At 63.2% G+C, this 13,841-nt stretch carries 15 protein-coding genes; 9 read left to right on the top strand and 6 right to left on the bottom strand.

The features are described from left to right. The first annotated feature begins 13 nt into the window (after positions 1-13). Both DM826_RS00330 and DM826_RS00325 read left to right on the top strand, forming a co-directional pair. A complete protein-coding gene (locus DM826_RS00330; RefSeq protein ID WP_120100059.1) occupies positions 14-274 on the top strand; it encodes an AbrB/MazE/SpoVT family DNA-binding domain-containing protein in 261 nt (86 codons plus the stop codon). Next, positions 275-682, top strand: coding sequence for a hypothetical protein (locus tag DM826_RS00325; RefSeq protein ID WP_120100057.1), 408 nt, complete (start codon positions 275-277; stop codon positions 680-682). Positions 683-740: 58 nt separating this feature from the next. Here DM826_RS00325 and dnaK read toward each other — a convergent pair whose 3' ends face one another. The 3 genes from dnaK to DM826_RS00310 all read right to left on the bottom strand — a co-directional run bounded on the left by dnaK (position 741) and on the right by DM826_RS00310 (position 4,248). Next, positions 741-2,651: a molecular chaperone DnaK gene (gene dnaK / locus DM826_RS00320; protein WP_120100055.1), complete on the bottom strand. Its 1,911-nt coding sequence runs from the start codon at positions 2,649-2,651 to the stop codon at positions 741-743. A gap of 176 nt (positions 2,652-2,827) precedes the next feature. After that, a complete protein-coding gene (gene grpE / locus DM826_RS00315) occupies positions 2,828-3,460 on the bottom strand; it encodes a nucleotide exchange factor GrpE (RefSeq protein ID WP_120100053.1) in 633 nt (210 codons plus the stop codon). A 41-nt stretch (positions 3,461-3,501) separates the two neighbouring features. Then, positions 3,502-4,248 carry a proteasome assembly chaperone family protein gene (locus DM826_RS00310; protein ID WP_120100051.1) on the bottom strand — a complete coding sequence of 249 codons (747 nt, stop codon included), beginning with the start codon at positions 4,246-4,248 and terminating at the stop codon, positions 3,502-3,504. Positions 4,249-4,358: 110 nt separating this feature from the next. Between DM826_RS00310 and DM826_RS00305 the strand changes: the two genes are divergently transcribed. Together DM826_RS00305 and DM826_RS00300 are read left to right on the top strand one after the other, a co-directional pair. Further along, entirely contained in the window at positions 4,359-5,267 is a 909-nt protein-coding gene (locus tag DM826_RS00305) for an RsmB/NOP family class I SAM-dependent RNA methyltransferase (protein WP_120100257.1), read from the top strand. Beyond that, complete coding sequence (locus tag DM826_RS00300; protein ID WP_120100048.1) at positions 5,264-5,794, top strand: DUF7122 family protein; 531 nt, start codon at positions 5,264-5,266, stop codon at positions 5,792-5,794. Before DM826_RS00305 ends, DM826_RS00300 begins: the two co-directional genes overlap by 4 nt. Here the strand turns inward: DM826_RS00300 and DM826_RS00295 are convergent. Continuing rightward, positions 5,791-6,021: a hypothetical protein gene (locus DM826_RS00295; RefSeq protein ID WP_120100046.1), complete on the bottom strand. Its 231-nt coding sequence runs from the start codon at positions 6,019-6,021 to the stop codon at positions 5,791-5,793. The genes DM826_RS00300 and DM826_RS00295 overlap by 4 nt on opposite strands. A gap of 37 nt (positions 6,022-6,058) precedes the next feature. Continuing rightward, on the bottom strand, positions 6,059-7,618 hold the full coding sequence (locus tag DM826_RS00290) for a DUF790 family protein (RefSeq protein WP_120100044.1): 1,560 nt from the start codon (positions 7,616-7,618) through the stop codon (positions 6,059-6,061). Between the two features lie 116 nt (positions 7,619-7,734). Here DM826_RS00290 and aspS point away from each other — a divergent pair, with 116 nt between their 5' ends. From aspS to DM826_RS00265, 5 genes are all read left to right on the top strand, one after another. Beyond that, positions 7,735-9,039: an aspartate--tRNA(Asn) ligase gene (gene aspS / locus DM826_RS00285; RefSeq protein WP_120100041.1), complete on the top strand. Its 1,305-nt coding sequence runs from the start codon at positions 7,735-7,737 to the stop codon at positions 9,037-9,039. Between the two features lie 187 nt (positions 9,040-9,226). After that, positions 9,227-9,622: an SHOCT domain-containing protein gene (locus DM826_RS00280; RefSeq protein WP_120100039.1), complete on the top strand. Its 396-nt coding sequence runs from the start codon at positions 9,227-9,229 to the stop codon at positions 9,620-9,622. A gap of 39 nt (positions 9,623-9,661) precedes the next feature. Further along, positions 9,662-10,531, top strand: coding sequence for a pantoate kinase (locus DM826_RS00275; protein WP_120100036.1), 870 nt, complete (start codon positions 9,662-9,664; stop codon positions 10,529-10,531). 136 nt (positions 10,532-10,667) lie between these two features. After that, on the top strand, positions 10,668-12,815 hold the full coding sequence (locus tag DM826_RS00270) for a hypothetical protein (protein ID WP_120100034.1): 2,148 nt from the start codon (positions 10,668-10,670) through the stop codon (positions 12,813-12,815). A gap of 75 nt (positions 12,816-12,890) precedes the next feature. Next, a complete protein-coding gene (locus tag DM826_RS00265; RefSeq protein WP_120100031.1) occupies positions 12,891-13,637 on the top strand; it encodes a 4-phosphopantoate--beta-alanine ligase in 747 nt (248 codons plus the stop codon). On the opposite strand, the gene DM826_RS00260 is transcribed toward DM826_RS00265, so the two are convergent. Then, the gene (locus DM826_RS00260; protein WP_120100028.1) at positions 13,618-13,797 is read right to left on the bottom strand and encodes a hypothetical protein; all 180 of its coding nucleotides are present in this window, start codon (positions 13,795-13,797) and stop codon (positions 13,618-13,620) included. The genes DM826_RS00265 and DM826_RS00260 overlap by 20 nt on opposite strands. Positions 13,798-13,841 lie beyond the last annotated feature (44 nt).

Below are 13,841 nucleotides of genomic sequence, written 5' to 3'. Positions count from 1 at the left end.
AGTATTACCACGTATGAGCAAGTCAACGCGTGTCACGGAGAAAGGCCAAGCGACGATCCCGAAGCCCCTCCGTGAGAAATACGATCTGGAACCCGGCGACGAGGTGGTGTGGGTGGATACAGACGACGGAATCGTCGTGAAAAAACGAACGCAGGGGAGTGGTCGCGGCATGCTCGTTCCTGACGATACCCCCCAAGAGACGCGAGACGAGATCGCATCGGAGTTAGCGACCCGACTGCGAACCCGCCGGGATCGAAACTACGAGGAGGAGTAGATGGAGTCGTATACGGCCGATGCCGTCTCGATGCTGGTGTATCTCGTTGATGCGCTGCCTCACGCTGCCGACCGGGTGTTCGCCGAGGCCGAAGCCGGGGAAGCTGTGATACAGGCCCCGAGCACAGCACTCGCCGAAGTGCTGTATTCGGTCAGCCACGACACATCGATCCGGGGTGTTTCACTCGCGGGCACACCGGATGACGCCAGACGGGCACTGGTCGAGGACGGCCCTGTGTCGGTTGCCCCAGTCGACAACGCGGCACTCACCGAATACGCGCAGGTGGAAAGCGAGTTTAGCATTCACGACGGCTTGATCGTCGCCAGTCATCGTGCCCGAGGGACGGATGCGATCATCACAACTGACAGCGTCATCGCCGACGCCGACTATCCCATTGTTTGGGATTGAATCAGCAGCAACAATCAGAAAGAAATAGCTCAGTAACAGTCAGAGGGCGCGCGAGGGCTTACTCGTCTTTCTCGTCGTCTTCGTCGGCGTCTTCGAAGTCAGCGTCAACGTACTCGTCGCCCTCGCTGTCAGCACCAGCAGCACCGCCTGCGCCGGCACCATCGGGCCCAAAGCCGCCTTCAGGGCCGCCCGCGCCGCCAGGGCCGGCCTGAGCCTGCTGGGCCTGCTGTTGGTACATCTGTTTGCCGATCTCCTGGAGTTCCTCCGAGAGGTTCTCGGTGACCTCTTGCAGTTCCTCGGTTTCGGCGTCGTCGTCTTCGAGGACTGCTTCGACATCCTCGATCGCATCCTGAATATCGGCCTCAAGATCGTCGTCGACCTGTTCTTCGTTCTCCTCAAGCAGGGATTCGGCGCGCTGAACCGCGCCCTCGGCCTCGTTGCGGGCTTCGATCCGCTCGCGACGTTGCTGATCTTCTTCGGCGTGTTGCTCGGCTTCTTCCTGCATCCGTTCGACTTCCTCATCGGAGAGGCCGGCGCCGCCTTCGATGGTGATCGACTCGGCGTTGCCCGAGCCCTGATCCTCGGCGGAGACGTTGACGATACCGTCGGCGTCGATCGAGAACTCAACTTCGATCTGCGGCGTTCCTGCGGGCGCTGGTGGGATCCCGGACAGCATGAACTCCCCGAGCAGTTCGTTCTCCTCGGCGATCTCGCGTTCGCCTTGGAAGACGCGAACCTGGACTGAGGTCTGGTTGTCCGCCGCCGTGGTGAAGACCTTCGAGGCGTCGGTCGGGATCGTCGTGTTCTTTTCGATCAGTCGCTCGAAGATACCACCCTTGACCTCGATCCCGAGGCTCAGCGGCGTCACGTCGAGCAGGACGATGTCGTCGACATCGCCGGCGAGGACGCCGCCCTGAATCGCCGCGCCGAGCGCGACGGCTTCGTCGGGGTTGACGTTTTTCTTGGGCTCCTGACCGACGAGTTCTTCGACCTGGTCAGCCACCTGCGGCATCCGGGTCGATCCGCCGACGAGAATGACCTCGTCGATGTCGCCTTTCGATTTGTCGGCGTCGTCGAGAGCCTGCTCGGTCGGCTCAACCGTTCGCTCGATTAGCTCTTTGGTGATGTTCTCGAAGGTCGCTCGTGTGATCGACGTTTCGAGGTGGACAGGACCGGAGTCGGTCGCCGTGATGAACGGGAGGTTGATGTTGGCTTCCTTCCGCGAGGAGAGTTCGATCTTCGCCTCCTCGGCGGCTTCCTTGAGTCGCTGGAGAGCCTGCCGATCGTCGCGGAGGTCGATCCCGTGGTCGTCTTCGAATTCGTCGGCGAGGTGGTCGATGATCGCCTCATCCCAGTCGTCGCCACCGAGGTCGTTGTCACCGTTCGTGGCAACCACGTCGTAGACGCCGCCGCCGAGTTCCAGCACAGAGACATCGAACGTGCCGCCACCAAGGTCGTAGACAAGAACAGTCTGGTCGGATTCATCGTCAAGCCCGTAGGCCATCGACGCCGCGGTCGGCTCGTTGACGATGCGTTCGACCTCAAAGCCGGCGATCTCGCCGGCGTTTTTCGTCGCCTGTCGCTGCCGGTCGTTGAAGTACGCCGGCACGGTGATGACAGCTTTCTCGACGTCGTGGCCGAGATACTCCTCGGCGTCGCGTTTGATCTTCTGGAGGATCATCGCCGAGATCTGTTCGGGCGTATAGCTCTCGTCGTCGATCTCGACCTCGTAGTCCTCTTCGCCCATGTGGCGTTTGATCGACTGGATCGTCTTGTCGGGGTTCTGAACGGCCTGATTTTTCGCTGGCTTGCCGATCAGTCGCTCGCCGTCGTCGTCGAAGGCGACGACCGATGGGGTCGTCCGGTCGCCCTCGCCGTTGACGATGATCTCCGGGTCGCCACCCTCCATCACTGCAAACGCGCTGTTCGTGGTGCCAAGGTCAATACCGAGAATTTTCTCACTGGCCATCTTGCCCTGAATTACCGCCTTGGATCGGTTAAAGGTTACTAGACACGGCGACACAAGCGAACCAACAATATCGACGCTGTCTTGCGATTAGGCCGATAGATGAGGTGAGACAGTCGGTGTGTTTAAATAAACCGCAAACGCACCAGTCTCGGTCTCACAGCAGCGTCGCTGGGGTCTTACTCGTCGGTGCTGACCGTCACTCGCGCCGGCTGGAGCACCTTGTCGGCCATCTCGTAGCCCTCTTGGTAGATGTCGACGATGGTGCCTGCGGGCTGGTCGCTGTCGACGCGCTGCATGACCTCATGGCGTTCAGGGTCGACCTCGTCGCCGGCCGCCGGCGAGATGAACGCGACATTTTCGTCTTCAAGTGCCCGATCGAAGGACTCCAGCGTCGACTCAACGCCGGGGCGGATGTCAGCGTCGTCGTCTTGATCGAGTGCGCGAACGAGGTTGTCCCGGACATCAGTCAGCCGTTCGACCAACTCTTCGGTCGCCCGCGCCTTCATCTCCTCCTGTTGTTGCTTGGTTCGTTTCTTGTAGTTCTTGAAGTCGGCTCGTGCACGAGAGAGCTTCTCGGTGAGTTCATCAATCTCGTTGTTCTTTTCGGCGACCTCATTTTCCAACGCCTCGATCCGGGATCGAAGTTCCGTTGCCGGCTCAGTGAGTGTCTCGTCGCTGTCGATGATACGGTCGACGAGTTCGTCTGCGGGCAGAGCTTCGATGGCCTCGCTGTCATCGTCGGTCGGCTCGTCGGCTGCAGCGTCCGTCTCGGGATCTGATTCCTCGACCGCTGCTGCGTCTTCACTCATACACGGGAGGAGGCCCTTCGGCGGCTTAAGGGTTCAGAAGCCTACTGGTACATCCGGATCGGCTCGGCGCGGCTACTTTCCTCTGTGGCCTGCTGCATCCGCTTCAGCAGTTGTTTGCGAGCCTGTTCGATCTCCGCAGCTTTGTCGGTGAGCTCACTCGTGTCAATATCGCGATCGACGATCGGCTCGATGCCGCGTTCGAGCACGGCTTTTGCGGCGTCTGGATCAGGAAACTGCGGGTCGGATTCGACGATGTACCCTACTGCGGTCGTGTCGTTGTCGAGGGCATGCGACAGCAGCGCGCCGGTCGGCCCCGAAACCATCCCCATCTCTGCGGGCGTGTCGATGCCTGCTGCCGCCAATTGTTCTGAGCCGCCGCCGGTTCCAACGCCGTAGAGGGCTGGTGGTTCGGCCTGCTCGTCAGGCTGTCGCGGCAGCCCGGAGACGTAGATGGGCAACACATCCTCGGTTTTGAACCAGCCGGTCACGCAGTCGGCGAAGGCGGTGGCGGCATTCGGCTTGATCGGCACGTCACTCTGGAGGGCGATCAGTTCGCGGTCGCTGTCGACGTAGAGTCTGACCGGCGTCACCAACTCGCTGCTGTCGGGTTGGTAGGTCGCCACCCGCGGAATCCCCTCACAGTGGACGTTTGCATAGTGCTCCATCCCCAACTGCTCGATCAGGTGGTCAACGATGATCTTGCCGACTAACCCGACGCCAGGAAAGCCTTCGATGAGCGTCGGGCTGTCGAGTACAACATCATCCAGCTGGTACTCGATACGAGCCATATAGTGTCGACAGGAGCGATCCACCTAATCGTTGGTGTCGCTGGCGGGTGGGCCACCAGACGGGTCACACGGAGCGAAACCGACAAACCAGCGGCCGCGAAACGGACGCCATGAATCCCTTAGAGCGGTACGCCCCGCTCGTCGACGACAAAGCGGCGTTTTTTGCGGCCTGCGAGCGACCGCTGCCCTCGGTCGTCCGCGTCAACACGATCAAAACTGCTCCAGAGCGCGCTCGTCGCGCCCTTGACGATGAAGGCATCGAATACGAGTCTGTTGGGTGGCACGACCAGCTTCTCCGGCTGCCCGAGGCCAGCCCGGGGACAAACTGGCCGTATTTCCACGGCTGGCTCCACGGCCAAGAGGAGGTTTCGGCGGTGCCCGCGCTCGCGCTCGATCCAAAGCCGGGCGAGAAGGTCTGGGATAGCTGTGCCGCCCCGGGCAGCAAGACGACCCAGCTGTCGGCGATGATGGACGACCGCGGCACCGTCGTTGGCAACGATAACAACCTCGGGCGGCTCTCCTCGCTGCGGCACAACGCCGAACGGCTGGGCGTCACGAACCTCGTCGTCACCAAACAGGACGGCCGGAACTTCTCGCTCAAGGACTTCGGCTTCGATGAATTCGACCGCGCTATCGTTGACGCACCCTGCTCGTGTGAGGGAACAATCCGAAAAAATCCGACGACGCTGGAGGAGTGGACGCTGGAGCACGTTCACAGCGTTGCAGCGGTACAAAAGGGCATCCTCTCGCGGGCCGTCCAGGCGACCAAGCCGGGCGGGACGGTCGTCTACTCGACGTGTACGTTCGCCCCCGAGGAGAACGAGGCTGTTGTCGATCACGTGCTGGAGACCGAGGACTGCGAGGTCGTTGACTTCGACTGCCCCCTCGATTCGGTTTCTGGCGTCACCGAGTGGGAGGGTGCCAACTACGACCGGAGCGTCGAACAAACCCATCGGATCTATCCGCATCTCAACGACACCGGCGGCTTCTACTGTGCGAAACTGGAGGTGACGGCATGAGCGACGCCCAAGAAAATGTCGGCCAGCAGTTCGGCCGCTTGCCGGCGACGGCGGCCAACCGCGAGGTCGAGGGGCGCGCCTCACGCGAGGAAGTCATCGACTTCTTCGCCGAACGGTTCGACATCGACCCCGCTGTCTTCGAGGACTTCTCTTTCTGGGAGAAGGGCAAAGGCAAGATCTGGATCTTCGCCGCCGACGCGCCGAGTCCGATCTGCGTCGAGGGCCTCGGCATGACCGTGTTGCGCACACGGCAGGAACACTGGAAGCCGACCCAAAGCGCGATCCAGCGGTTCGGCGGCCACGCGACGAAAAACGTCATCGAGATCGACGGCGAAGCCGCGGCGACGTTCGCCCGCGGCGAGGATCAGGAACTTGATTGGGACGGCGACTGGGGCTATCTCATCGCGGCCCACGACGTTGGCGGCGAACGCGAACCCATCGGTGTTGGCCTGTACGTCTACGGGGAGTTGCGCTCAACCGTGCCGAAAGGGAATCAGGAATCGTTGTCGCCGCTGTCGACGGATTAGGCGTCACCATCGAGTGCCCGCCGTGTGATCTGATCGCCGTAGCGGTGGTACAGCAGCGTGAGTGCGATGCCGACCGGCGACCAGCGGTACGCGAGGAATGCAACCCCAAGCAGCAGCGCGCCGAGGCGACGATTCCCCCCGAGCAACGCTCGCAGGCCGGTGACAACGACCGAAAGCATACTGAATATCCGTGTCCACTTTGAGCCGAACAGGTGTGCGAGGGCCATAGCCTTCCTTTGGGACACGTCGGGAAAAGCAACCGTGTCACTCGCTAGTCTGCGGCTCTCGCTCCGCAAGCGTCCCACCTGAGAGCCCGTCCCACTTGACGCGGTAGCCGACCGCCGACAGCACCGCGCTGGTGTCGGTCAGCTCGTAGTCGTCCAACACGGCTTCGGCCTCCGACAGCGACATTCCGGCCGACAGCTCCTCGGCCACCGTCGCCAACACGGCCGGTCGGACGAGCAACTGCCCGACTCGATCGTGATCCGGGAACGTTCGACCGTCGATTGCATCAACCGAGACGCCGTACGCCTTGGCGACGGCTGCCAGCGTTGTCACGTTGTCGTCGGGCTGAATCGTGGCTGGCAGGTCAGCGGCCGCGTCGGCAACGAGGTCAGCCTCGTACTCTCTGAGCACGTCAACAACGTCTTTGACGCGAACTGTGCCGGAGTAGGGGATCGCACGGTGATCCTCAGCAGCGATTTCCTCACCGACGCCCAGCGATTCGTCGACGGCGACGATGAGTTCGACAGCCTCGACATCAGCCAGTTGGCCGAGCTTCTTTTCGACGTACTCCGGCGTCCAAAACCCCATGACCTCGAAGTAGACCCGAAAGTCAGCATAGCGGTAATCGAAGGCGAAATCCGGGATCATCACACTCGATCCGGTTTCGAGGAGATCCGGCTCTCGCTGTAGTTCCCAGTCGAGGTCGAGTGCCTCGAATCGCGCGGCGAAATCGCGCTCGACGCCGCTGTCGTAGCTCGGTTCGGCAACGGGATCGACACCCGGCACCGACACGTCGCCACTGCGGAGCGTCATCTCGCGGTCGGTGCCGTGGTCGTCGACGGTTGCTCGGAGTTCCCACTCGTTCGTGGCCGCGACCGACCGCAACAGGCGGGCGAAGGCGGTGCCGTACCGCCGCGTGCGCCGAAAGAGGCGGTCAGGGCCTGTGACGACCACCGTTCGCTGGCCCGCCAGCGGGCTGTCGTCGTCGGTCACGTCATCGCCGTCGCTGTCGGGCTGTTCGATCTCGTACATCAACCCGAGTCGCTTGACAGCTGCAATCACCGCCCGTGGATCGTCGCTTTTGAGTCGTACCTCGGTCGCGTCGAACAGCGCGGTCTGGGCCAGTGAAAGATTGTACTGCTCGATGAGGCTATCGGGATCCCACCGGGGATCGAACTCTGCCAGTCGTTGCTTGCAGTCGCGGTCGGCGTACAACGAGTCCTCGATGGCGTCGGGCTCGACTGCGAGGTCGTCGGCCGCCTGTGTGATCGCCTGCTCGCGTTCGGACTCGCTGGCAACACCAACGGCTTCGGCGGCTTCGAAGGCGACCCGGCGGGCGCGTTCGGGCGGCAGCGGCGCGTCAGTCTCGAAGGTCGCCTCCCGATCAAGGAGGGCAGCAAACCCCCGCACGAGCTTGAAATCGTCCTCATCGCGCTCGATGGTCTCGACGGCCTCGTCGAGCGTCTCTCGTGTCTCGCCGACGTGGCCCTGATAGGTGCCGATGAGTGTCGCGGCCAACGGGCGATGGGGCCGGCCGATGAACTCGGGGCGATAGCGACCGCCGCGGCGGGAGACCCGGAGGAGATCCTTCGTCAGCACGCCCTCGCGTTCGTCGCGTGGTGGTAAAAACGCCCCGAGGCAGGGATCAACCGACACCGGGTGCGAGCGCAACCGGAATCAGCCGAGTTTAAGGGCAGCCGCCGACAGCATCGGGTATGGAAAACCGAACCTACACCGCGGATGCTGCCCCCGGCGAGACGGCCACAGTTGCCGGCTGGGTGCACGAACTCCGCGACCTCGGTGGCATCGCCTTTCTGATCTTGCGCGATACGACCGGCAAGATTCAGATCAAGTTTGAAAAAGACGAGATGGACGACGACCTCGTCGAAACCGGGCTCAACGTCGCCCGCGAGAGCGTCATCTCGGTCACCGGCGACGTTGACGAGGAGCCACGCGCACCGACGGGCGTCGAGATCACGCCCGACTCGGTCGAGGTTGTCGCCGAGGCCGACACCGAACTCCCGCTTGATCCCTCCGGGAAAGTTGACGCCGAACTCTCGACGCGGCTCGACAACCGGACGCTCGACCTCCGCAAAGAGGAGGTGCAGGCGATCTTCACGATCCGCGCGGAAATCCAACACGCCGCCCGCGAGCAGTTCCGCGAGCTCGAGTGTACCGAGATCAACACGCCGAAGATCGTCGCCACCGGTACCGAGGGCGGCACCGAACTCTTCCCGATCACCTACTTCGGCGAGGAGGCCTTCATGAACCAGAGCCCACAGCTGTTCAAACAGTTGATCGCCGGCTCCAACGTCGAGCGCGTCTTCGAGATCGGCCCGATCTTCCGCGCCGAGGAGCACAACACACCGCGACACCTCAACGAGGCAACATCCATCGACTTTGAGGGCGCGTTCTGCGACCACCACGAGGCGATGGACGTGGCCGAAGCCGTCGTCACCGCCGCCTACGAAGCGGTTGCAGAAAACTGCGAAGACGAACTCGACGCCCTCGGCCTCGCCGAGGAGTTCGAAGTCCCAACGGGCGACTTCCCGCGACTCAGCTACGAGGAGGCCATCGAGCGCATCAACGCGACCGGCGAACTCGACGAGCAACTGCTGTGGGGCGACGACCTGCCGACCGAGGGCGAGGTCGCCCTCGGCGAGGACGTGGGCGAACACTACTTTATCACCGACTGGCCCAGCGAGATCAAACCGTTCTACATCATGGATCAGGACGATGACGAGCAGCTTTCGACGGGCTTCGACCTGATGCATCCGCGGATGGAACTCGTCTCCGGCGGCCAGCGTGAACACCGCTACGATCACCTGATCGAGGGCTTCGAACAGCAGGGACTCGACCCCGAGGCGTTCGACTACTACACGAAGATGTTCAAATACGGGATGCCGCCGCACGCCGGCTTCGGCCTCGGCGGCGAGCGACTCGTGATGACGCTGCTCGGGCTGGATAACATCCGCGAGGGCGTGCTGTTCCCGCGAGATCGACAGCGGCTGTCGCCGTAGGGAGCGAGGTCGCTTGCGACCTCGACAGCGAACGGCGACCGGCGGGAGCCGTGAGCGACGCCGCGATCATCGAGCGGGAGCAACGAGCAGCTTTGCTGCGAGTGAGTTCCCACGGGATCGACAGCGGCTGAGCCCATAGCCGACAGCGACGTTCACCTTTTTGCGATCGCACTGAATACAGCCGGATATGAGCGATAGCCCTGCTGAGCTTGTCGCTGCCGACGACACGGGGACACCGCTGGAGCAGGTCGCCGCAGGCGTGACAACAGCGCTTATCTTACTCGTTGCCTTCGGCCTCCTCGCGCTTGATGTCTCGTGGTTCTGGATCGTTTTCCCGGTCGGCTTCGGCGGCATTCTCCCGGCGGTGATGGGCCTGCTGCGATACTACCAGCAGTCCGATGACACCGACGACGCAGCCGACAGCGACGATCCTGTTGCAGCACTCAAAGACCGATACGCTCGCGGCGAGATCGATGACGCCGAGTTCGAACGGCGGCTTGAGGAGCTACTCGGGACGGCGTCGGACGTAACGGTCGACGAGGCGCGGTCGACTGTTACAGAACACGAGTCACCCCGCGAGTGAACCAGCAAGAATTAATCGCTCGCTACCCCTGGTAGGGGTATGACAGCGGGGGACAGCCAGCCGTCGGCGACGGCGTTCGTTCCTGGCCATATCACCGGCTTTTTCAGCGCGCACACAGCCACCACGTGCGCACAGGCAGGGAGCCGCGGAGCCGGCATTACGCTCACCGACGGCGTCGAGGTAACCGTCAGTCCCGGCTCGGGACTCCGACTCAACGGCGAGACCATCGAGATGCTACCGGTCGCTGACGTGTGCACCCGCCTTGGCGTCGATGCCGCCGTCGATGCCACCACGTCGCTGCCGCTCGGAGCCGGCTTCGGCGTCTCCGGCGCACTCACGCTTGGCACCGCGCTCGCCGCCAACACAGTCTTCGACTGCGGGAAGACCGAAAACGAGTTGATCACACTCGCCCACTGCGCGGAGGTCGACGCCGGCACCGGGCTTGGCGATGTCGTCGCCCAAGCCCGCGGCGGGCTGCCGATCCGGATTGATCCGGGTTCGCCGAGCCACGGCCGACTTGACGGACTGCCCGCTCGCCCCCAAATCGAGTACGTCACGTTTGGCGAGGTATCGACTGAAACGGTGCTGTCCGGTGATACCGACGAACTGACCCGCGCCGGTGAGTCTGCACTCAGCCACCTGTTGGAGTGGCCGACGCTCGACCGATTTATGACCGCCTCCCGGGAATTCGCTGCTGAGGCGGGACTCGTGACCGACGAGGTGGCTGCGGCTCTCGACGCCGTCGATGAGGTCGGCGGCGACACCGGCAACGACATCGACACCGGTGCCGCAATGGCGATGCTCGGCAACACCGTCTTTGCGACCGGCGAGAAACTCTCGGCGGCCGGCTACGACGCCCACCAGTGCCGGGTCGACGCCGGCGGGGCTCGACTCATCGATGAGCGGTGACGGCAACGCGACCGCGAAGCGACTGAGCTGATACTATTTTGTGGCGTTCGTCCGCCAGAAGACCTATTCGTCCGCTCGCTGAAACAAATACATGACTTGTTCGCCAATCAGAGCTCCGGGATGTGTTTGGTGAGCGATGCCCTCACCACCGCTGACCCTTGACCGTCGCAGTCTCCTCACATCGCTTGGCATTGCCGGGACGGCGTCGCTCGCCGGCTGTTCGGCCACTGAGCCCGCACCGGATCGCAGCACCACGACGCTAAGCGAAGAGCGAACCCAGGAACTCGCCGAAGAGTATGCCCCGACGCTGTACTTTGATGAGGCCGAAAAATGGTTTCCGACTGATCCCAGGGCGTTCGAATCCGAACAGGACGGCGAAACGGTTGTCGACGGTTTCGACGCGCTCAACGACTATACGGCGGCGTCGAACGAGTTAGCATCGCCACCGGAGCCGACGCTGTTCTACCACGGGGTCTCGTATGAAGATTCGCCGCTGTCGGTTGTCCAGTTTTGGTACTATTCGGCGTTCGACCAGTTCACGACCAACTTCCACTGGCATGATTGGGAAGTTCTCCACGTGTTCGTCGACACCGACACCGACGAACCCCAACTCTACGTCGCCAGCTCACACTCCCGGAAGGTTCCAAACAACGAGTTCCTCGATCCCGATCCAGACGCCCAGCCCCGGATCCTCTCGGAGTTGGGATCACATTCCAGCGCGCTGTCAGTCAACGACCTCGCCGATCGGTTCCAACGGCTGTCGATCGACGGCGCGCTCGCGGACATCACCAACAGTGCGATCGATACCGTCGAGGACGTCATCAATCTCCCAATCGCCTATGGGTTACCCCGCGATGAGGGGTCGCGACTCCCGTATCTCGTCCCGGAGTATGAGGGCGCGCCGCTCTACGAGCACGACCGACTGCCCGCTGTCGAGCGCGGCGATCTGCTCCCTGATTCGTTGACCGTGAGCTCGTTTCAGGAGCTTGCCTCGCCACCGAGTGAACTTCCCGCCAGAGCCACGGGCTCGGTCTTCCAATATGCGGGCCGAGACGAACCCAACCAAATTGACAACGAGGCCAGCATCGACGCCGAGTACGATCTCGTCTCGACCCGGGAGATCGAGCACATCACGGCATTCACCGGCCCGCAGTTGAGCTTCGAGTTTGCGGTGCCGCAGTTCGCCGAAGACGCCTTTGCCGGCCACATCACGACCACGGGCGTGCCGTGGGGGCAACCCCGGTACGACGATCCGGCCGCGGATATCTCGGATCGAAACCACCGCGCGACGCTGGCCGAGCGATACGACGCCATCGGCGCGCCGGCTTCGGCGTCAACCGTCGTCGCCAGCCTTTCACAGGCTGTCAGCAACGACGACGCTCCCGAGGATGAGGGGCTCACAACCGCCGACCTCGGGATCGAAGGGGTCGCGTTGCTGGAGAGCGATCCAGCAGCTGTCCCGACGTTCAACGGCGTCGCCGTCGTCGACGACGTACCCACGGGCGACCACCGGCTGACCGTCAACGGAGCCGGTGTGGAGCCCCACAGCGAGACAGTCGGCGTCGAGGAGGAGACGGAAACGACACCGGCGGGCGTCGAGGGCTCGATTCCGCTCGTTGCCCGCGAGAACGCAACGAAACTCGAAGTCGATCCCGCCGACACCGACAGCGATCTCACCGATCTCGCCGTTGAGGATGACTTCGCCGGCCGGCTCTACGACGCGCCGCTGTCGGGGCCGGACGCCGTCTACGTCCACCGCGGCGGCGCGTACACGACCGAAGTCAGGGATAGCGACGACGAGATCGGCGCGATCCGCATCAATCAAGCCGCCACGGACGCCGACGAGCGAGTTCGGCTCACCAATCCCCAGACCGGCAAGGCCTCGCTGGCAACGTATCTCGCCGACGTGGCCGAAGAGACGAGTGCGGCCGTCGCAGCCGTCGAGGAGACCGCTGACGATGGTGACGACGAAACGAATGGTTCCGGTGGCGCGGGTGGCCGCAACGAGACGCTGGAGGGATCGGAAAACGCGATCCGTGGCCTGCGACGAGCCCTCGATGCCATCGCCGACGCCGCCCGCCGGGCCGCCGAGCGGGCCGCGGCCGGCGACCGCGGGCAGGCCGACCAAAGCCTCGCCAACGTCGAAGATCGGCTTGAGCGAGCCACCACCCGGCTGGCGGAAGCCAGCGACTCGCTGCCCAACGAGATTGAGCGGGCGAGTGAACGACGGCTGGCGCAGTCACAGCGGCGATCCGAGCAGGCCCAGGCAGCCGACAAACTCTGAGCAGCGGTGAGCGATGCCGGTCGGCTGTCGACCCCGAAGAGCGAACGTTTTGCCGCCGGAGTCGAAGACCCGACAATGAGCGAGATCGATCTACCGGAGGATCACCCGCGGTATGCGTCGTTGCTGACGCGGCACCGAATCGAGGCAGGCGTCGAGAAGGGGATCACAAGCAAACAGGGGCTGATCGCCCAAGGTCGCGGCGAGGCCTTCGACTATCTGTTGGGTGAGCAAACGATTCCGAGTGCGGATGCGGCCGAACGTGCCGCAGCCGCCCAGTTGTTGCTGGCCGACCACCCGGTGCTCTCGGTCAACGGCAACGTCGCTGCGTTGGTCGCCCCGGAAATCGTCGCGCTTGCCGCCGCCGTCGACGCCGACATCGAGGTCAATCTGTTCAATCGCACCGAGAAACGAATGGAGGCCATCGCCGCTCACCTCCGCGAACACGGTGCCGACGAGGTGAAAGGACTCACAGCCGACGGCCGTATCCCGAACCTGAGCCACGAGCGCGCGAAGGTCGATGCCGACGGGATCGGCGCGGCCGACGTGGTTGTCGTGCCACTGGAGGACGGCGACCGCGCCGAGGCACTCGCCGATCTCGGTAAAACTGAGATCGTCATCGACCTGAATCCCCTCTCCCGGTCAGCCCAGACGGCAGCGATCCCGATCGTCGACAACATCATTCGCGCCGTTCCGAACATGACTGCTCACGCCGAGGAACTGCACGGCTCAGAGTCGGAAACACTGCACACCATTGTCGATCAGTTTGTTGGCAGCGACGCTTTGGCGGCCGCCGAGGAAGCGATCAGAACTGGTGCGCAATAACGGTTCCACCCGGCGAAACCTCGACGAGATCCGGGGCGAGAAAGATGAGGCCGACGACGCCAGCGATACCGACAGCGATGAGCAACAGGAGTGCCACCATGATCGGCCCGAACCCGAACTCCCGTCCGCTCGGCCTGCTGAGTGGGTCGTCCTCCGACATACCCTCGGATTCACCGCTCAGCTATTTAAATCCGTGTGACAGCG

It is taken from the genome of Halonotius aquaticus (assembly GCF_003605575.1).
Taxonomy (GTDB): Archaea; Halobacteriota; Halobacteria; order Halobacteriales; family Haloferacaceae; genus Halonotius; species Halonotius aquaticus.
Note: the sequence above shows the minus strand (reverse complement) of the source record. Positions and strands in the feature narration are given on the sequence as shown.

Bases quoted from the DNA above. Each gene is read 5' to 3' on its own strand.
- DM826_RS00330 (WP_120100059.1), top strand. From the start codon at position 14: ATGAGCAAGTCAACGCGTGTCACGGAGAAAGGCCAAGCGACGATCCCG.
- DM826_RS00325 (WP_120100057.1), top strand. From the start codon at position 275: ATGGAGTCGTATACGGCCGATGCCGTCTCGATGCTGGTGTATCTCGTT.
- dnaK (WP_120100055.1), bottom strand. From the start codon at position 2,651: ATGGCCAGTGAGAAAATTCTCGGTATTGACCTTGGCACCACGAACAGC.
- grpE (WP_120100053.1), bottom strand. From the start codon at position 3,460: ATGAGTGAAGACGCAGCAGCGGTCGAGGAATCAGATCCCGAGACGGAC.
- DM826_RS00310 (WP_120100051.1), bottom strand. From the start codon at position 4,248: ATGGCTCGTATCGAGTACCAGCTGGATGATGTTGTACTCGACAGCCCG.
- DM826_RS00305 (WP_120100257.1), top strand. From the start codon at position 4,359: ATGAATCCCTTAGAGCGGTACGCCCCGCTCGTCGACGACAAAGCGGCG.
- DM826_RS00300 (WP_120100048.1), top strand. From the start codon at position 5,264: ATGAGCGACGCCCAAGAAAATGTCGGCCAGCAGTTCGGCCGCTTGCCG.
- DM826_RS00295 (WP_120100046.1), bottom strand. From the start codon at position 6,021: ATGGCCCTCGCACACCTGTTCGGCTCAAAGTGGACACGGATATTCAGT.
- aspS (WP_120100041.1), top strand. From the start codon at position 7,735: ATGGAAAACCGAACCTACACCGCGGATGCTGCCCCCGGCGAGACGGCC.
- DM826_RS00280 (WP_120100039.1), top strand. From the start codon at position 9,227: ATGAGCGATAGCCCTGCTGAGCTTGTCGCTGCCGACGACACGGGGACA.
- DM826_RS00275 (WP_120100036.1), top strand. From the start codon at position 9,662: ATGACAGCGGGGGACAGCCAGCCGTCGGCGACGGCGTTCGTTCCTGGC.
- DM826_RS00270 (WP_120100034.1), top strand. From the start codon at position 10,668: ATGCCCTCACCACCGCTGACCCTTGACCGTCGCAGTCTCCTCACATCG.
- DM826_RS00265 (WP_120100031.1), top strand. From the start codon at position 12,891: ATGAGCGAGATCGATCTACCGGAGGATCACCCGCGGTATGCGTCGTTG.
- DM826_RS00260 (WP_120100028.1), bottom strand. From the start codon at position 13,797: ATGTCGGAGGACGACCCACTCAGCAGGCCGAGCGGACGGGAGTTCGGG.